Origin of the sequence: Cysteiniphilum sp. QT6929 (assembly GCF_030035755.1) — a bacterium.
In the GTDB taxonomy this organism is placed as follows: domain Bacteria; phylum Pseudomonadota; class Gammaproteobacteria; order Francisellales; family Francisellaceae; genus Caedibacter; species Caedibacter litoralis.
In genome coordinates this window covers 1,021,151-1,039,034 of the sequence record NZ_CP103983.1, presented here as the reverse complement: position 1 = coordinate 1,039,034, position 17,884 = coordinate 1,021,151, and the positions used below count along the sequence as shown (strand labels likewise).

16 protein-coding genes are annotated in these 17,884 nt (G+C 40.3%); 13 read left to right on the top strand and 3 right to left on the bottom strand.

The window, feature by feature from the left end; translation table 11 throughout:
- Window positions 1-47 precede the first annotated feature (47 nt).
- The gene (locus NYP54_RS04380) at window positions 48-1,172 is read right to left on the bottom strand and encodes a multifunctional CCA tRNA nucleotidyl transferase/2'3'-cyclic phosphodiesterase/2'nucleotidase/phosphatase (protein WP_283157324.1); all 1,125 of its coding nucleotides are present in this window, start codon (window positions 1,170-1,172) and stop codon (window positions 48-50) included.
- A 98-nt stretch (window positions 1,173-1,270) separates the two neighbouring features.
- Between NYP54_RS04380 and msbA the strand changes: the two genes are divergently transcribed.
- The 5 genes from msbA (at window position 1,271) to NYP54_RS04355 (ending at window position 6,040) form a co-directional block, all read left to right on the top strand.
- Complete coding sequence (msbA, locus tag NYP54_RS04375) at window positions 1,271-3,031, top strand: lipid A export permease/ATP-binding protein MsbA (protein WP_283157323.1); 1,761 nt, start codon at window positions 1,271-1,273, stop codon at window positions 3,029-3,031.
- A gap of 54 nt (window positions 3,032-3,085) precedes the next feature.
- Complete coding sequence (gene lpxK, locus NYP54_RS04370; protein ID WP_283157517.1) at window positions 3,086-4,063, top strand: tetraacyldisaccharide 4'-kinase; 978 nt, start codon at window positions 3,086-3,088, stop codon at window positions 4,061-4,063.
- A gap of 316 nt (window positions 4,064-4,379) precedes the next feature.
- Window positions 4,380-5,225 (top strand): amidohydrolase family protein, encoded by an 846-nt coding sequence (locus NYP54_RS04365; protein WP_283157322.1) that lies wholly within the window; start codon window positions 4,380-4,382, stop codon window positions 5,223-5,225.
- Window positions 5,226-5,344: 119 nt separating this feature from the next.
- Window positions 5,345-5,548, top strand: coding sequence for a DUF2281 domain-containing protein (locus NYP54_RS04360; RefSeq protein ID WP_117003475.1), 204 nt, complete (start codon window positions 5,345-5,347; stop codon window positions 5,546-5,548).
- A 21-nt stretch (window positions 5,549-5,569) separates the two neighbouring features.
- Entirely contained in the window at window positions 5,570-6,040 is a 471-nt protein-coding gene (locus NYP54_RS04355) for a hydrogenase maturation protease (protein ID WP_283157321.1), read from the top strand.
- Window positions 6,041-6,380: 340 nt separating this feature from the next.
- On the opposite strand, the gene pta is transcribed toward NYP54_RS04355, so the two are convergent.
- Complete coding sequence (gene pta / locus NYP54_RS04350) at window positions 6,381-8,477, bottom strand: phosphate acetyltransferase (RefSeq protein WP_283157320.1); 2,097 nt, start codon at window positions 8,475-8,477, stop codon at window positions 6,381-6,383.
- Window positions 8,478-8,486: 9 nt separating this feature from the next.
- Window positions 8,487-9,674 carry an acetate kinase gene (locus tag NYP54_RS04345; protein WP_283157319.1) on the bottom strand — a complete coding sequence of 396 codons (1,188 nt, stop codon included), beginning with the start codon at window positions 9,672-9,674 and terminating at the stop codon, window positions 8,487-8,489.
- Window positions 9,675-9,887: 213 nt separating this feature from the next.
- Here NYP54_RS04345 and hypA point away from each other — a divergent pair, with 213 nt between their 5' ends.
- From hypA to NYP54_RS04305, 8 genes are all read left to right on the top strand, one after another.
- Window positions 9,888-10,244 carry a hydrogenase maturation nickel metallochaperone HypA gene (gene hypA / locus NYP54_RS04340; protein WP_283157318.1) on the top strand — a complete coding sequence of 119 codons (357 nt, stop codon included), beginning with the start codon at window positions 9,888-9,890 and terminating at the stop codon, window positions 10,242-10,244.
- 76 nt (window positions 10,245-10,320) lie between these two features.
- Window positions 10,321-11,076, top strand: coding sequence for a hydrogenase nickel incorporation protein HypB (gene hypB, locus NYP54_RS04335; protein ID WP_283157317.1), 756 nt, complete (start codon window positions 10,321-10,323; stop codon window positions 11,074-11,076).
- Window positions 11,077-11,283: 207 nt separating this feature from the next.
- On the top strand, window positions 11,284-13,569 hold the full coding sequence (gene hypF / locus NYP54_RS04330; RefSeq protein WP_283157316.1) for a carbamoyltransferase HypF: 2,286 nt from the start codon (window positions 11,284-11,286) through the stop codon (window positions 13,567-13,569).
- On the top strand, window positions 13,532-13,768 hold the full coding sequence (locus tag NYP54_RS04325; protein ID WP_283157315.1) for a HypC/HybG/HupF family hydrogenase formation chaperone: 237 nt from the start codon (window positions 13,532-13,534) through the stop codon (window positions 13,766-13,768). Before hypF ends, NYP54_RS04325 begins: the two co-directional genes overlap by 38 nt.
- The gene (gene hypD / locus NYP54_RS04320; protein ID WP_283157314.1) at window positions 13,765-14,865 is read left to right on the top strand and encodes a hydrogenase formation protein HypD; all 1,101 of its coding nucleotides are present in this window, start codon (window positions 13,765-13,767) and stop codon (window positions 14,863-14,865) included. The genes NYP54_RS04325 and hypD overlap by 4 nt, the downstream gene beginning before the upstream one ends.
- A complete protein-coding gene (gene hypE / locus NYP54_RS04315) occupies window positions 14,862-15,887 on the top strand; it encodes a hydrogenase expression/formation protein HypE (RefSeq protein WP_283157313.1) in 1,026 nt (341 codons plus the stop codon). The genes hypD and hypE overlap by 4 nt, the downstream gene beginning before the upstream one ends.
- Window positions 15,888-15,902: 15 nt before the next feature.
- Entirely contained in the window at window positions 15,903-17,036 is a 1,134-nt protein-coding gene (locus tag NYP54_RS04310; protein WP_283157312.1) for a 4Fe-4S dicluster domain-containing protein, read from the top strand.
- Complete coding sequence (locus NYP54_RS04305) at window positions 17,033-17,884, top strand: FAD/NAD(P)-binding protein (RefSeq protein ID WP_283157311.1); 852 nt, start codon at window positions 17,033-17,035, stop codon at window positions 17,882-17,884. The genes NYP54_RS04310 and NYP54_RS04305 overlap by 4 nt, the downstream gene beginning before the upstream one ends.

Here is a 17,884-nt window from a genome sequence, read left to right as displayed (position 1 = left end):
ACCTTGAGCGCTGGCATGATGCTTTTATGTTTTATTATATTTTGAGATTATTTTGGTTCGGTGAATTTGGCGAGCATTTCCTCGATCAGCTGTAACTGTAGCTTCATCACCGTTTTGGCAATCGTTTGCTTATTGCGAATATTTTTAAGTGCTAAACCATAGTCATATTCGCTTAACGCTTTTTGAATTTTGGCACTTAAACATATATTAGATATGGCATGCGCTGAATTTTGATAAAGATGTCTTAGTGCACTCTGAAAATCGTTAAAAGCGGTTTTATTGCGCAGCGCATCAATTGCTTTGAATGCTTTTAAAATATCTTTTTCTGAGTGCTGTTGTAATGTGCTGAAAAACCAATGATGACGATAAAGTCTAAGGCTAAGTATTTGAGTGCTTTTCGGCGGTTTAAGTTCATTTAATACGTCTATAAGTGCCTGTTCGTTGTCTAAATGCACCAACAATAGGGCAAACAAAATGTCATGATTTTTACATTGTAATTCAATTGCACCTAATAATGGTTTAAGTCTAGTGATAGTTAATATTTGTAAGGGTTTAAGAATATGTTCAAAGGCACCTAACTGTTGCAATGTCGATAAGAAAACCTCGAAGTTTGGCGTGTTTAATGCACGTATAAACTCTTGCAAAATGCGCTCGTGAGATAATGCTTCAAGCTCGTTATTGGCAATAATGGTTTGCATAAGTTTCAACGTTTCATCAGCAATGGTAAATCCAAGGTAATGAAGCTTGGCAGCAAAGCGCGCAACACGCAGTACGCGCAAAGGATCTTCACAAAAGGCGTCACTAACATGGCGAAGTTTTTTGTTTTTGATATCTTCTTGACCATTAAAAGGATCATGTAATTGCCCATCTTCATCAATTGCCATGGCGTTAATCGTGAGATCACGTCGCTTCAAATCTTCAATCAATGACACTTCATCAGTATTAAATACAAAGGCTTGATAACCACGACCTGTTTTTATTTCCGTGCGCGCTAGTGCGTATTCCTCATGCGTTTCAGGATGTAGAAATACAGGAAAATTTTTGCCAACTTGGATAAATCCATGCTTTAGCATGTCTAATGGCTTGGCATTAACTACAAGCCAGTCATGATCCTTAACTGGCAGGTCTAATAATTGATCGCGGACAGCGCCGCCGACTAAATACGTTTGCATGTTTATTGTAGCTTAAGCGAGCTTATTCTTTATGTTATCAGTAAATTTAGGTAAACTCTGTGACAATTTGGCTTCTTAAATAAAATAAAGATAAAAATATGCACGTTTCTGAAAATGCGAATAAGAAAACCTATAGTCTGTACAAAAGATTACTATGGGAAGTCAGATCGCTATGGCCACTTTTATTAATCTCTGTCATTGGTAGTATTATCTATTCGGCGTGTGATGCCTATGCGATGTATTTGATTAAACCTTTATTAAATAAAGGATTTACCCCCACAGGAGGTGAATTTTTAAAAGGTATTGCCTTGTTGTTTTTGTTGTTATTTACTTTACGCGGTATTGGTTCTTTCTTATCATCGTTTTTTATGGGGAAGCTCGGTGCGCAAGTTGTTTATCGCTTTCGCAAACGTATGTTTGGAAAATTCTTAGATTTGCCAGCACATTACTATGACAAAACCTCATCAGGTAAATTACTCTCTAAACTTTTGTATAACGTCGATCAAGTAACCAGTGCCACAGGTTCAGCGATTATTACCGTCGTGCAAGATGGCACCTTTGTCATTGGTCTTATTATTGTAATGGTAGTGACAAGTTGGCAGTTATCAATCACGGTGATTGTTGTTGCCCCTTTTCTTGCAATTTTTATTACTTGGATCAGTAAGAAGTTTCGTCATTATAGCCGTAATACCCAATCAGCAATGGGCTCAGTCACACACTTTGCCGAAGAAGCTTTGATTAATTACAAAGAAATCCGTGTCTTTGGTGGACAAAAATATCAATTACAAAAGTTTGATCACAACCTAACATACACTTATCGCCAGCAAATCAAAACCTTGATGCTTGATGGTTTATCTTCACCGATTATTCAGTTTATTGGTGCGATTGTTATCGCGGTGATTTTGTTTATCGTGGCAACCTATGGCTTAAAAGAAGGTGGCTGGCTTGATGCCGGCGGTTTCGTTGCTTTTTTTGCATCAATGATGGCGATTTTAAAACCGATTAAAAATTTAACCAATGTTAACTCAACTATTCAAAAAGCGATTGCGGCAACCGAGGATATCTTTGAGATCTTGGATGCAAAATCTGAGGAAGACAAGGGTACTAAGCAATTATCATATGTCAAAGGGCAAGTTGAATTTAAAGATTTAAGCTTCTCTTATCCGGAGTCTCAGCAAGTAGTATTAAAACATATTAATTTAATCGCAAAACCTGGGCAAACCATTGCTTTAGTTGGGCGATCAGGTGGTGGTAAAACCACGATGGTGAATTTATTAGCGCGCTTCTATCAACCGACAAAGGGGCAGATCCTACTAGATAATGAGGATATGCAATCACTGACTTTAGCAAACTTGCGCAGTCACATTTCACTAGTGTCGCAGCATGTTAATCTCTTTGATGATACACTCTTTCATAATATCGCCTACGGTCGTGATGGCGAGGTTAGTGAGGAAGAAGTGATTGAAGCGGCAAAAGCAGCCAATGCTTGGGATTTTATTGAGAAGTTGCCTAAAGGCTTATATACCGAAGTTGGACAAAATGGTCTAAGTCTATCTGGCGGTCAGCGCCAACGTGTTGCGATTGCTCGAGCGCTTTTGAAAAATGCGCCGGTATTAATCCTAGATGAAGCAACCAGTGCACTGGATAACGAGTCTGAACGCATTGTGCAGCAGGCATTAGAGCGCTTAATGAAAGATCGCACGACCTTTGTTGTTGCCCATAGGCTATCAACGGTCGAACACGCTGATCAGATAGTGGTGATGGATGGCGGTGAGATTGTTGAAATGGGAAGGCACAAAGACCTATTGCAAAATGAAAACGGCTTATATTATCAGCTTTATCATCAATCGCTGCATTAAGAGTCCTAAGTGATGCAAAAGGATTGGTACACAGTGCATAAGACTTGGCGCGCAATGATCTTGACACCTTTGTCATGGCTTTTTTCATACATTGCTAAGAAACGCAAAGTTAAGCTACAAAAAAAGGCTTATCAAAGTAAATTGCCGTTGATTGTCGTTGGCAATATTGCTGTTGGTGGCACTGGCAAAACCCCTGTGGTGCAGGCCATTTGCCAACATTTAAAAGAGCAAGGTTATCATCCAGCAATTATTACTCGTGGTTATGGTGGTAAAGCAACACACTATCCTTTTATGATAGATGAGAGGACGCCAGCAAGTATCTGTGGTGATGAGCCTTTTATGCTGCATCAATTACTACCAGATATTCCGATTGTTATTTCGCCTAAGCGTGTTGAAGCGATTCAATATATCGAAGAGAAACTTAAAACAATTGATGTCATTATTAGTGACGATGGTTTGCAGCATTATGCAATGCATCGAGACATAGAAATTGCGGTGGTTGATGGTCAGCGCCAATTTGGTAATGGTCTGTGTTTGCCAGCAGGTCCTTTGCGTGAACCTATTACGCGCTTAAAAGAAGTTGATATGATGATTATCAATGGTGGTGGTAGGGCGAGCGTAAGCAATCAAGCACAGTATAATATGCAATTATTGCCACAAAGCTTAGTGAGTTTAGCGACAGGTCAACAGTTTGCTATTGATCAATTAATGAGGTCCGAGGGGAGTACATGCTATGCTGTGGCAGGCATTGGTAACCCTAAGCGCTTTTTTAATACCTTAAATAATCTAGGCTTTATGGTTGAGGAGTATCCTTTTAAAGATCATCACAGCTTTACACTTGATGATTTTAAAGCGATGGATGAAAACACACCTGTCATTATGACGTACAAAGATGCGGTAAAATGCCAAGGCTTTGCCAAAGATAATTGGTATTACCTAGCGATATCACCTCAAATTGAAAAAGAGTTCTTTGAGATATTAGATGAGAAACTCTCTCTGCTAGAGAGGGGAAAGAAGGGAGGAAAACTCTAACAGAGAAACTTGTTTGATCAGTTATTTTGGGTTTTCTTTTGCCTATTTGATCATGAAGATTTGTGGTTGATCTGTGTCGTTGTTAATCTTGCTTTGACGAACGTAGTCGATATATAAGTCAAATAATTTCATAATATTCACCTCTTGGGTTGTGGTTTTACTGGGGGCTTCTGCAGATAAGAATAGCAGAAATAAAACAATTTGCTGTTTCAATGGAGTATTGTCGTGTATCAAAACTGTTACAGCGTTGAGGCAGTAAACGCTGTAAAATGGATCATGGGGAGTATAGAATACAAAAAACTTGAATTGATGGAGTATGGTTTTGCAGGTTATCGATACACATATTCACTTTTGGGACTTAAATCAAAGGATAAATAGTTGGGTGTTAAATCAATCAAATGAAGCGCTGAAGCAGGATTTCTTGCCTCAGACACTACAGCAGAAAATGCAGGATAAACTCTATGGTGCGGTGCATATTGAAGCGCATGATAGTCGTATTGACACAGAGGTTGAAATCAAATGGTTGATGGCAGCGGCGCAAAAATGCCCTGAGATTCAAATCAAACATATTGCATATGTCGATATGACATTGCCAAAAGCACGGTTTATTGCCAAGCTCGACAAGCTTAAGCAGTATCCTCAAGTCGTTGGTATCCGTCATATTCTAGCCTATGAACAAGGTGTTGATTACTGCCCTGAGTCTCAGGAACTATCAACGCATGCCAATGTAATCGCTAATTTGCAAATATTAGCAGATTATAATCTTATTTTTGACTGCCAAGCCTACCCGCGACAGTTGTTAAATCTTGCGCCACACCTTAAAGCATCACGTGTTAAAACAGCGATTGAACATTGTGGTTTGCCACTATGGGAGAATGACGAGCAGCGTCAGCTATGGCAACAAAGTATGCGAGTCTTATCCGAGATTGAGCAGGTTGCACTGAAACTTTCAGGACTGCAAATGTTAGGGCAGCTTGCGCATAGTAAAGCGATTATTGACTATGCTATTGACTGCTTTAGTTACCAAAGACTCATGTATGCCTCAAATAATCCCGTGTGTTTTCGTGATAATCCACTTGAGTGGTTTGAAACACTGGATCAAGCATGCGCAGGTAAAGGTGAGGTTTTTTATGATAATGCATTAATTTTCTATCAATTTTAATTCCTTGCAGAAAACTAATGCTTAGCATATTGCTCTGGTCATTGCGATTAAACTCTTTATTTGATGTTTGTCAAAATGTAGTCCATAATTTCAGACATCAATGAGTATATGGAGTTTTTATGCAGTCAAAACATATTGATTTAATCACTCAGAAGCTAAACCATTTACCCGCGAAGTATTTTGCAGAGGTGGAGGATTTTATTGATTTTTTGCATCAAAAAGATAGTTTGCAAAAAGTGCGTCAAGATTTCACAATGATGTCACAGTCAAGCTTTCAAGCAGTGTGGGATAATGATGAGGACGAAATCTATAATGACTTATGATGTTGGTGATGACAAGTAAGGATGAGAAAACAAAAAACACTTGTTCTTGGTATTGGCTCGCCTTTTGGTGATGATCAATTCGGTTGGTTAGTAGCAAGAGAAATCAAAGAGATGCTCAAGAGTAGCCAACGTTCACATATCGATATTGAAATTGCCGATCGACCAGGTTTGAATTTATTGCGTTTCTTAGAAAAGGACTATGCTCAAATCATTCTAATCGATGCAGTTAATGCGGGCGTTGAACCCAGTATGCCATTCACTCTACAGTCGCATGAGATTCTTGAGTTTAGTGGATTTTTATCTTCACATAATATTGGTGTTGCACCCTCTTTGGCATTGGCAAATGCGCTTAATATGCCGATAGATCATGTGCTGTTTTACGGTGTGCAAGGAGAGCATTTATTTGTGAAGGATGATGTAATGTCAGTTGCTGTGAAAAAGTCAGTGGGTAATATGGCGCAGATGATAACTCTCCAGTTGATTAAATCGTAGGGGCGTATTGCATACGCCCGAGAATGGTATGCTTATACCGCTCACAAGCCATGTTACAATATTTCTGCCGTCGAATTTCCTGCACTTTTGAGTGATTGTGTTTTACCAATAGTCCTAGCTATTACCTGCAATACAATCACTCAAAATCATCACAAACTTCTTTGACATCGAACACCGCAAAATGATTTACGAGCGGTATATAAAGGCTTCGACTTGCGCTCAGCCAACGTTTATTCAATGAAATATGGTTGAAATGCCCATCGCACCCTGAGCGTCAGTCGAAGGGGTGCGCTTGAGAGTGATAGCCTTATAGAGGCTTCGACTTGCGCTCAGCCAACATCTACTCAGTGGCGTGTGATTGAATCGCAGTAATTGCAATGGTGTAAATAATATCATCGACGGTTGCGCCGCGCGAGAGATCATTAACCGGCTTGTTTAAGCCTTGCAATACGGGACCTATGCTTAAGACGTCAGCACTTCGCTGCACGGCTTTATAGGTTGTATTACCTGTATTTAAATCTGGAAAAATCAATACATTGGCATATCCGGCAACGGCACTATTAGGTGCCTTTTTTTGAGCAACCGAGAGCGTTGTGGCAGCATCATATTGTAAGGGGCCATCAACGATCAGATCAGGACGTTTTGCCTTAACCAATTCAGTTGCAGATTTGACTTTATCAACATCGGCACCATGACCTGAATCTCCCGTGCTATAACTGATCATGGCAATTTTAGGATCAATGCCAAATGCTGTGGCAGACTCAGCGCTTTGAATAGCAATTTCAGCCAATTGCTCGGTTGTCGGATCAGGATTAACCGCGCAATCACCATAAACAAGTACTTGATCTTCAAGACACATGAAAAATACCGACGAGACAATCGAGCAGTCAGGCTTTGTTTTAATGATTTTAAGTGCGGGGGAAATCGTATGTGCAGTGGTGTTTAAAGCACCTGCAACTAAGCCATCAACATCTGACATATATAACATCATGGTTGCCAGGGTTACATTATTTTCAAGTGCATCACGCGCCATAATTTCGGTCATGCCTTTGTGTTTTCGCGCATCGATAAGTGGCTTGAGATACTGAGCTTTAATGCTATCTGGGTCAATTGTGATGAGTTTATCCGATAAGTGTAAGCCTTGCTTTTTGGCAACTTCGATCACATCATCACGTTTCGCTAATAAGATACAAGTAGCAATCTTGCGTTCACTACAGAAAATAGCAGCTTCAATCGTGCGCGGCTCTAAACCCTCGGGTAGAATGATACGTTTGGTGACTTCAGTTGCGCGCTTGATTAGATAATGACGAAACGCTGGCGGCGATAGTTTGGTTGGTACGGGTGTTGCGGTAAGCTTGCGTGTAATCATATCGACATCAATGCATTCAGCAATGGATGATCGCAAGAGATTTAAACGCGTTATATCATCTTTAGGAATGCTGCTGTAATCAATATCAGCTAATTTCAAAATGGTGCTAATGCTCTTATTGTCGGTCACAAAGATAGGTAAAGACATGCCTTTAGCCGCATCAAGACAGAAATCCAGCACGGCACGATTGGCAAGTGAGAAGGCAGTTAATATTAATCCCGCGATTTTAATGCCTTTTTGTGCGGCAACTGTCACTGCGAGAATAATATCACTGCGATCAGCAGCAGTGATGATTAATGTGCCTGGGTTTATCTCATCTAAAGCGTGATCGACGGTACGCGAGCACATGGTGACGATATGCACACGGCGCTCAAGATCAAAGCCCTCAAAGAGCGCAGTTAAATTTAAACGATTGGCGATATCAATAACACGAGGATAGGTGAGATTATTTTGCCAATGTGTCACCCCGAGTAAATTCAGATGATTACTGCTAAAGATAGTTAATGCTTCAATGTCTGATTTCGTAAGGCTTGGTACGCTACTGTTAATATCTTCATCTAATAAACTAAAACGATTTTTGCCATCACTATCAACTGGCGCGTTAAGTTTAGTAACAATGGCGCCTAAAAGTGCGTCTTGGGGAATTTGCTGTTGATATAGCTTTAGTTGAATCTCAAGGTCTTTTAGCGTTTTATATCCTTGGCGTGCAATGAGGATAACATTAGCGTTAAATGCGCGAATAAGTGTTTTATTAAAGAGATTGATGTAAGCGTTTAGCCATTCAAACTGATTATGATTGTGTTCTTTGATAAACACGCCATCAATTAAGGTAATATCACTGTTTTGGCTAACTTTATCATAAATATTAAGCAAGTATTCAAAGAAGTCTTTCATTTTGTTTTGTTGAAAATAATGCTCAATTTCAGAAGACGAGATTTCTGCATCAAATAATGGATTAAACAGCTTAACGCGATAGCCACGCTGTTCAAGGGCATATCTTAAGCCTTGCTTTAACGAGAACAAGCCAACACCTTGACCGGTAGGTAGTAGTATGATTGGTAGACTCATGTTTGATCCTTAATTAGCTAATAACATTTGACAACTTTGCGCAATCATTCGTTCTTCATCGGTTTTGAGTACCATAATGCGTTTGCTGCCTTTAGCGTGAATTTCAATTGCTTGTGCGGCATTTTCATTGCGCACAGCATCAATGGCAAAGCCGTTGAATTTAAGTCGATTGATGATTTCTTGACGTACTAAGGCACTGTTTTGACCAATGCCTGCGGTAAAAATAAGTCCATCAAGTTGTTTAAAATACATAAGATAGCTCGCAATGAAGCTTGCAGCGCGGTGACTAAATATATCCAGTGCTAATTTCGCTTTTTTTACTTCCTTTAATTCGATATCAGGATTGGCAATAAGATATTCAATTTCACGCATATCACTTAAGCCGCATAAGCCAAACAAACCACTTTGTTTATTTAATAGCTGATTAATCTCATTGATATCCATATTAAGCATCTGTTGAAGATAGCTAAAAATACCAGGGTCAATAGTGCCTGAGCGCGTGCCCATTACCAGTCCATCCAGTGGTGTAAATCCCATGCTGGTATTGATGCTTTTACCATTTTTGATTGCGGTAACACTGCAGCCATTGCCTAGATGCGCGCAGATGAAATTGCCTTGTGTAAGAGATAGATGTTGAGCTGCCGCTTGAGCAATATACTGGTGACTTATTCCATGAAAGCCATATTTTCTAATATGTAAATCTTCATAAAGCGTATTGGGGATGCCATAGCGATAGATTTCCTCAGGTATACTCTGATGGAAAGCCGTATCAAAGACAGCAATCTGAGGTGTCGATACAAAATGCTGCTGACAAAACTCAATGCCTTCAAGATTGGCAGGGTTATGCAAGGGTGCTAAAGGGGTAAGGGCGCGAATTTTAGCAATAACATCAGCCGTTACAATAACGGCACGATCGAAATGATGTCCACCATGCACCACGCGATGACCAATAGCAATGATTTGATTGAAATAGTCTTGCTGTTTTAAAAAACCAATAATTTTGGCAAATGCTTGATGATAATTAAGTGGTGAAGTCTCTGCTTTAGTTTGCCCATTAGCAGAAATGCTTAGTGTTGTTTCTTTGGTATTGATTTTATCAACCAGCCCAATAAGCCTCTGTAGCAAGGTATTGTGATCATAAAGTGAGAATTTAATTGAGGAGCTACCGCAATTAAAAACAAGAAAGTACTGTGGCATAGGTTAAAAACTATTAAGACTTAAGTGCTACTCACTATAGCCTAAGACAGTGCTTTATTGGAAACCCAAACATACACTAAGCGTACAAAAGTAAACAAAACTTGCGCTATGTCATTATTTGCGCATTTAAGGCATTAAATAGCACAGTTATACTATTCTCGCTTGTTTGTCATGTGCTAGTCTAATTTGCAGTGATATATCGGTTGATAAGTTATGCATGAATTTTCATTGTGCCAAAGTGTGATTACTATTGTGCTTGATAAAGCAAAAAGCATGGGGTATGAGGCGCAAGCCGTGCGACAAATTGAACTAGGTGTTGGGCAATTAGCCGGCGTTGATACTGAGTCCATGCGCTTTTGGTTTCCTGTTGCTGCTAAAGATACGCCATTAGCGCAAAGTACCTTAAATACTACAGTCAAATCAGCATGGGCACATTGCTTAACATGTAGGCATGATTATCAATTATCAAGGTTTTATGATTCATGCCCTAAGTGCCAAAGTCATGATAAAGAAATACTAACAGGTCAAGATATGTTGGTGGAGAAAATTGAGTTTGTAACTTCAGAATAATAAGAGTTAAGAGTTAAGAGTTAAGAGTTAAGAGTTAAGAGTTAAGAGTTAAGAGTTAAGAGTTAAGGAGTAAGTTATGTGTACAACTTGTGGCTGCAGCGGTTCTGAGCATACGCACCAACATGCACACGACCATCATCACCATCATGATCATGGGGTTGATAGTATCAAACTAGAACAGGCAATTTTGGCAGCAAATGATCAATATGCGCATGCCAATCGTAAGGTTTTAGATGCTAAAAATGCGCTAGCATTTAATTTTGTATCCAGTCCAGGTTCGGGCAAAACCTCGTTACTTGAGAAGACGATTGCTAAGCTTCATGCTGAGCACCCAATCGTTGTTGTTGAAGGTGATCAACAAACTGAGATCGATGCCAATCGAATCCGTAAGGCAGGTGCGAAAGCCTATCAGATCAATACTGGTAAAGCATGTCATTTGGATGCACATATGGTTGGGCATGCGTATGAGCATTTAGACATTCAAGAAAACAGTTTTGTCTTTATTGAGAATGTCGGTAATTTGATTTGTCCGGCAATGTTTGATTTAGGTGAAAAGCATCGCATTGCTGTGATTTCAGTGACAGAAGGTGATGATAAGCCGCTGAAATATCCTGATATGTTTTATCATGCGGATACAGTGATTATTAATAAAACGGATCTATTGCCGTATGTCGATTTCAGTGTTGAGCGTTGCATTGAAAATATTCGTAAAATTCGTCGTGATATTCGGTTTTTTGAGCTTTCGGTTAAAACGGAAGCAGGATTTGATAACTGGTTGAACTGGCTAACTTCTTTAATAACTGAAGTTACGCACTTTAGAAAAAAACTATGATTTTATAAACACCCCGTCAGCCTGCGGCTGCCACCCCTCTTGAAAAGAGAGGGGAATTAGGCAGCTGTGATTTTATGTTCCCCTCTTTGCAAGAGGGGTGCCGAGCTTGCGAGGCGGGGTGTTGAAATAGAAAAAGTCCGCAACTAGAGTTAATAACTTTAGCTAGGTGTGGCAAATTTTGAATTGATTCAATTCATTAGGTGAAAAATGGGTATAACAGCAGTCAAAATCACAGTTAATGGCATTGTTCAAGGTGTGGGCTTTAGACCATTTGTTTATACGTTGGCTGTGAAAAGTGGCTTATTTGGTAGTGTGCAAAATACGCTTCACGGTGTTGAAGTTATTCTACAAACGACATGTCAAGAGGCTGAGAATTTTTGCACATTGATGAGGCAGCAATTACCTAAGCTTGCACAAATTGATCATATCAAAATAACTGAAGTAATCATGGATAAAGCATTTGATTACTTTAGTATTCTAGCCAGTAGTGAAGGCAGGTCTGAGACTAAAATCCCAGCTGATAGCGTTATTTGTGATGACTGTCTGAGTGAGCTATTTGATCCAAGTAGTCGCTATTATCTTTATCCTTTCACGAGTTGTACTTATTGTGGTCCGCGCTTTAGTGTTACTAAGTCTTTGCCTTATGATCGAGGAACAACGACGTTTTCTAAGTTTCCATTATGTGATGATTGCTTGAGTGTTTATCGCAATCCTTTAGATCGACGTTATCACGCACAAACAACGGTTTGTTGTGCGTGTGGTCCCAAATTATCTCATGCCTTTTCTGATATGGTGCAAATATTGAAACAAGGTGACATTTTAGCGTTGAAAACACATAGCGGTTTTAAACTGGTTGTGGATGCTAAAGATGAAGTAGCGATTACGCACTTAAGACAACGTAAAAAAAGACCATCTAAACCTTTTGCATTAATGGTATTAAATCAAGCCAGTATTGAACAATATGTGCAGTGTAATCAAGAAGAAAGTATGCTATTAAACTCGTCGGCTCGCCCAATTGTATTGTTAGAAAAGAAAACAACGACTCATTTGCCTGAAATGCTTGCACCTGATCTTAATGAGCTAGGTGTGATGTTACCGAGTTCAGCCGTTGATTATTTGCTTTTTTATTATCTCTTAGGTCAACCTAAAGATCGTGATTGGTTGTACCAAGCAAATGATCTATTACTGGTGGTAACAAGTGCTAACTTATCTGGTGGCAGTATTATTGCGGACAATGATCAAGCTTATCAGTTGCTTGCACCCATTGCTGATATGATCGTGAGTGATGATAGACAAATTGCGATGCAAAGTGACGATAGCGTAATGCGCGTGGTTTTAGATAAATCAATGATGATCCGTCGCGCGCGTGGGTTTGTGCCATTAACGCTTAAGCTCAATCGTGAATTACCTTGTGTCTTTGCAACGGGTGCTTTGTTGAAAAACACCTTTTGTTTTATCAACCACAATGAAGCCTATCTTTCACAATATATTGGTGATATGGATAGTGTCGATAGTATTGAATACTTTGAAAAAGCGTTTCGTCACTATCAACATTTATTTGGTGTGAGTTTCAGTGCGCTGGCGTGTGACTTGCATCCGGACTTCTATACGACTGAGTTTGCTGAGCGCTTAAATTTACCACTTATTCGTGTGCAACATCATGAGGCGCATATTGCTGCAGCCGTAGCGGAGTATGCGTTACAAGGTCAAGTATTAGCGATTGTGCTTGATGGTTTTGGTTTGGGAGATGATGGTATAGCGCGAGGTGGTGAGCTTTATCATTGTGATATTGAAGCACTTAAATTTACACGAATATCAGCACTTCAATCGATGCCTTATTTAGGTGGTGATAGTGTACAGAAAGAACCATGGCGTATGGCGCTTAGTTTGTGTGTTGACTTGGGGTTAAAAGTGCCAAAGCATCTATTAGCAAATGAAAAAGCGCCAAGTTTTTTACAATTACTTGAGAAAAACAAAGAAAACCTAGCATATACGACAAGTATGGGACGCTTATTTGATGGTGTGGCAAGTTTGTTAGATGTCTGTCATTACAATAGCTTTGAAGCAGAAGCTGCAATGAAACTTGAAGCATTGGTTAACGCGTCTAGAGTTGATAAAAGCTTGATTGATATAAACAATAATCAGCTGGATATATCACAATTAATCACGAGAATAATGGGTATGCCAAAAGATAAAGGCAGTGAGCTATTTCATGGGACTTTGGCTTATGCTTTAGCCTTATGGGCGCATGAGTATGCAGTCAACAAAGGTATTACTCAAGTGATATTAACCGGTGGTTGTTTTCAAAACAAGGTACTGTTAACTCAAGTTGTGCAATACTTAGAAACATTTGGCTTAGAAGCGATTGTGCCACAAAAAATCCCAGTCAATGATGGCGGAATCAGTTTAGGGCAAGCATGGCTTGCTGCGAATAAATTAAACAAGGAGAAAAAGCATGTGCTTAGCAATTCCTGCACAGATTATAGCGCTTAATGGCGACGACCAAGCGCTGGTTAATATTGGTGGTGTGCGCAAAGAGATTTCCTTGGCATTACTAAAAGATCAGGTTGATATCAATGACTATGTGATCGTTCATGTTGGCTTTGCGCTTAGTAAACTAGATGAATCACAAGCCAAACAAACGTTAAAAGATTTCGCTGACATGTTACAACAAGATCGAGGTGATCTATGAACTATATTGAGGTTTTTCGCGATCCAAAAGTTGCCAAAGGACTTATTACTGAGATTAACAATAGCGTGCAAAGTGGGCGAAAATATCATCTGATGGAGTTTTGCGGCGGTCACACGCATGCGATTCATCGTTATGGCATCACCGGACTGTTGCCAGCTGAGATTAAGATGATTCACGGTCCAGGGTGCCCTGTATGTGTGCTACCGGTTGCACGCGTTGATCAGGCGATTTTTCTTTCTCTGCAGCCGAATGTGATTTTTTGCAGTTATGCTGATATGTTGCGAGTACCCGGCACAAACCAAGATAGTCTACTCAAAGCCAAAGCGCGCGGTGCGGATGTGCGCATGATCTACTCAAGTGAAGATGCGCTAAGGTTGGCTAAAGAGAATCCAGATAAGAAAGTGATCTTTTTTGCCATTGGCTTTGAGACAACAACACCGCCGACAGCCGTTGCATTAGATAAAGCATTAAAGTTAGGCTTGAATAACTTCTTTGTATTTTGTAATCATGTGCTAACACCGATTGCGATGGAAGCCATCTTATCCGATGAGGTCAAAATTGATGGCTTTGTCGGCCCTTCACATGTCAGTATTGTTATTGGCAGTGATGCGTATCATGATGTGGCAACGCGCTTTGCCAAACCTGTGGTGATCGCGGGATTTGAACCTTTGGATGTATTGCAATCTATTGTGATGTTGATTCAGATGATTAATCGTAATGAGGTGGGTGTCAAAAACCAATACACACGTGCGGTAACACCTCAAGGCAACACCTTTGCACAGCAATTAATCGCTGAGTATTTAGCGTTGCGAGAGACCTTTGAATGGCGTGGGTTAGGATTTATCCCAAATAGTGCGCTAAAGATTAAAGATAAATATGCACAGTTTGATGCTGAGGTGGTCTTTGATATACCAATCATTAAAGGGCAAGAGCATAAGGCGTGTGCATGCCCTGATATCTTGCGAGGGGTCAAAGAACCTAAAGACTGTAAGCTCTTTGGTATTGCCTGCACACCTGAGCAACCGATGGGAGCATGTATGGTTTCCTCTGAAGGGGCATGTGCGGCATATTATCAATACCAAGGAGTGTCGGCATGAGCATTAAACTAAACTTCAAATCAGGTGTGGTGGATCTTGCGATGGGTGCCGGTGGCAAAGCGATGAATCGTTTGATTGATCAGCTGATGAAGAAAACCTTTGATAATGAGTATTTATCTCAAGGCGAGGATCAAGCAACGTTACCAAATCTCAATGGTAAAATTGCGATGACAACTGATAGTTATGTGATTACGCCATATTTTTTCCCAGGTGGCAATATTGGCAGTTTAGCTGTTTATGGTACGGTGAATGATCTGGCTGTTGGAGGTGTGAAGCCTCTTTTTCTTTCGGTTGGCTTTATTTTAGAAGAAGGGTTACCACTGAGTGATTTAAAAGCGATTGTTGAGTCAATGGCAGAAGCAGCCAAAGCATCTCATGTTCAATTAGTAACAGGTGATACCAAGGTGGTTGAGAAAGGCAAAGGCGATGGTATTTTTATCAACACAACAGGGATAGGCGTTGTTATGGATGACTTTGTGACACATGAGCCATTAGTGAAAGGTGATTGCATTATTATCAATGGGGCGATTGCCGAGCATGGTGTTGCTGTGATGTCAAAGCGCGAGGGCTTAAGCTTTGATTGCAATGTCCAAAGTGATGCTATTAATCTAAATCATTTGCTTGAAAAGCTACATCAATCAGGTTGTCAAATCAAAACAATGCGTGACCCAACGCGAGGTGGTGTTGCTGCAACCTTAAATGAATGGGCGAACCAACATCAAGTAAGTATTAGCATTAATGAGTCTGCACTTGTCGTTAGTGAAGAGGTACGCTCTGCTTGCGAGTTATTGGGCTTGGATCCGCTTTTTATTGCAAATGAAGGCAAGTTTTTAATTGTTTGTAATGAAAGCGAAGTTCAGAAGGTATTAGCCTGTTTACAGCAAGATGAGTTGGGTAAAAATGCCAGTGTGATTGCTAAGGTTGATAAAGTCGGCAATGCATCGGTCAATATGCAAACAAGCTTTGGTGGGCTTAGACGAGTTGATTGGCTAAGTGGCGAACAACTACCAAGAATTTGCTAAGTATAAGGAGGAATAATGAGTCAGTTTTATTTTTTAGCGCATAAGCGTCTAGATGATTTAATTATTACCTTAAAGACACAGGGCTTTAAGGTAAAAGCACCGATCGTTGATGATCATGCGATTGTGTATGATGATATTGAAAAAGCAGCAGAGTTACCATGGGGTTATGTTGATGAGCAGAAACCTGCGCATTATCACGTCAAAAAAACCAATGAAAACAAAGCTTTTGCGTGGAGTCTGCCGGTGCAATCGGTAAAGCCCATGTTGTTTAAAGAGAAAGAAGCATTATGGCAAGTCAAGCGTGATGACAGTGGCAAGTTGATATTTGAGCAGGCGCTCAATAAACAGAAATATGCTGTTTTAGGTGTCAGACCTTGTGATTTGCGCGCGATTGAAATTCAAGATCGCGTATTTATCGAAAATGCCTATCAAGATGTGCGTTATAAGGCGCGACGTGAAGCGATGTTTATCATTGCGGCTAATTGTACCAGTTGTCATAGTAATTGTTTTTGCGTGAGCTTAGGTGATAGCCCATATGCTGATAAAGGCTTTGAATGGGCAATGACGGAAATCAATGGTGGTTTTGTTATTGAATCAGGTAGCGACAAAGGTAGATCGCTTATTGAGCAGTTGCAATTAAACCCAGCTACTGGTGCGCAAACCTATGAAGCGGAACAAAGAGTCAAAGCGGTATATGCAATGCAAGAGAAAAGTATCCCGCCCTTGGAAAAGGTTGAAAAGGCGCTATTTGCTAACTTAGATCATCCACAATGGGATGATGTTGCTAAACGCTGTTTATCGTGTGGTAGCTGCACACAATCCTGTCCGACGTGCTTTTGTCATACCGAGAAAGAAGCGCCTGATTTGGAAGGACAAGTAAGTACGCATTTGCGCGAATGGGATTCATGCTTTGGTTTAGATCATAGTTACACGCATGGTGAGTTATATCGTGAAGAACCTAAACATCGATATCGTCAGTGGCTAACACATAAATTCTCCACTTGGCGCGAGCAGTTTAGAACCAAGGGCTGTGTTGGTTGCGGGCGCTGTATTACGTGGTGTCCGGTGAGCATTGATGTTACGGATGAAATAAACATTCTCTGTCAGGAGAAGCAGAATAAGCAGGAAAAGCAGGAGAAAAAAGCATGATTTACCCACAAGATGCTTATTTGCCACATGAGGCTGAAATTATTGACTTTATTGATGATGCACCAGATATTTTCACTCTGCGTTTACGTTTATGCGATGCGGATTTACGCCAGAAATATAGCTTTAAACCTGGACAGTTTAATATGATTTATCTTTATGGTGTGGGTGAAGTGGCCATCTCGATTGTTAATGATCGTGAGTTTAACCATGATGTTTTTGAACATACTATTCAAGTCGTTGGGCGTATAACACAAGGCATGCATCAATTAAAGAAAGGTCAAAAGGTTGGTATTCGTGGACCTTTTGGCAGTAGCTGGCCAGTGGATGAGGCGCAAGGCAAAGATGTTGTGATTATGACCGGCGGGTTGGGTAACGCGCCATTGGTAGCGGCAACTGAAATGATGCTAAAAAATCGCGAAGCATATGGACGGATTTATGTGGTGCAAGGTGTGCGTCACAGTGAAGGACTCATTTATCAGGATAAATACACGCGTTGGAATGCTATCCCAAATACACAAGTGATTGTAACAGCAACTGAGGGTGAGCCATTTGGTCCATGGCAATGGTATAAAGGTTTTGTTACCGAAGCGGTTAAAGATCTTAAGCTAGATTATCAAAACACTTATGTGATGAGTGTTGGTCCTGAGATTATGATGAAAAATGTTGCACGTAGCTTTATTGATATTGGGGTGCCAGAGCATCAAGTGTTTGTCTCATTAGAGCGCAGTATGAAGTGTGCGATCGGGCATTGTGGGCATTGCCAGATGGGCAAAGAATTCATCTGCAAAGATGGTGCCGTTTATGCCTATCCGCAAGTTGAAAAACTGTTGTCAATCAAGGGGGTGTAA

Bases quoted from the DNA above. Each gene is read 5' to 3' on its own strand.
- NYP54_RS04380 (WP_283157324.1), bottom strand. From the start codon at position 1,172: ATGCAAACGTATTTAGTCGGCGGCGCTGTCCGCGATCAATTATTAGAC.
- msbA (WP_283157323.1), top strand. From the start codon at position 1,271: ATGCACGTTTCTGAAAATGCGAATAAGAAAACCTATAGTCTGTACAAA.
- lpxK (WP_283157517.1), top strand. From the start codon at position 3,086: ATGATCTTGACACCTTTGTCATGGCTTTTTTCATACATTGCTAAGAAA.
- NYP54_RS04365 (WP_283157322.1), top strand. From the start codon at position 4,380: ATGGTTTTGCAGGTTATCGATACACATATTCACTTTTGGGACTTAAAT.
- NYP54_RS04360 (WP_117003475.1), top strand. From the start codon at position 5,345: ATGCAGTCAAAACATATTGATTTAATCACTCAGAAGCTAAACCATTTA.
- NYP54_RS04355 (WP_283157321.1), top strand. From the start codon at position 5,570: ATGAGAAAACAAAAAACACTTGTTCTTGGTATTGGCTCGCCTTTTGGT.
- pta (WP_283157320.1), bottom strand. From the start codon at position 8,477: ATGAGTCTACCAATCATACTACTACCTACCGGTCAAGGTGTTGGCTTG.
- NYP54_RS04345 (WP_283157319.1), bottom strand. From the start codon at position 9,674: ATGCCACAGTACTTTCTTGTTTTTAATTGCGGTAGCTCCTCAATTAAA.
- hypA (WP_283157318.1), top strand. From the start codon at position 9,888: ATGCATGAATTTTCATTGTGCCAAAGTGTGATTACTATTGTGCTTGAT.
- hypB (WP_283157317.1), top strand. From the start codon at position 10,321: ATGTGTACAACTTGTGGCTGCAGCGGTTCTGAGCATACGCACCAACAT.
- hypF (WP_283157316.1), top strand. From the start codon at position 11,284: ATGGGTATAACAGCAGTCAAAATCACAGTTAATGGCATTGTTCAAGGT.
- NYP54_RS04325 (WP_283157315.1), top strand. From the start codon at position 13,532: ATGTGCTTAGCAATTCCTGCACAGATTATAGCGCTTAATGGCGACGAC.
- hypD (WP_283157314.1), top strand. From the start codon at position 13,765: ATGAACTATATTGAGGTTTTTCGCGATCCAAAAGTTGCCAAAGGACTT.
- hypE (WP_283157313.1), top strand. From the start codon at position 14,862: ATGAGCATTAAACTAAACTTCAAATCAGGTGTGGTGGATCTTGCGATG.
- NYP54_RS04310 (WP_283157312.1), top strand. From the start codon at position 15,903: ATGAGTCAGTTTTATTTTTTAGCGCATAAGCGTCTAGATGATTTAATT.
- NYP54_RS04305 (WP_283157311.1), top strand. From the start codon at position 17,033: ATGATTTACCCACAAGATGCTTATTTGCCACATGAGGCTGAAATTATT.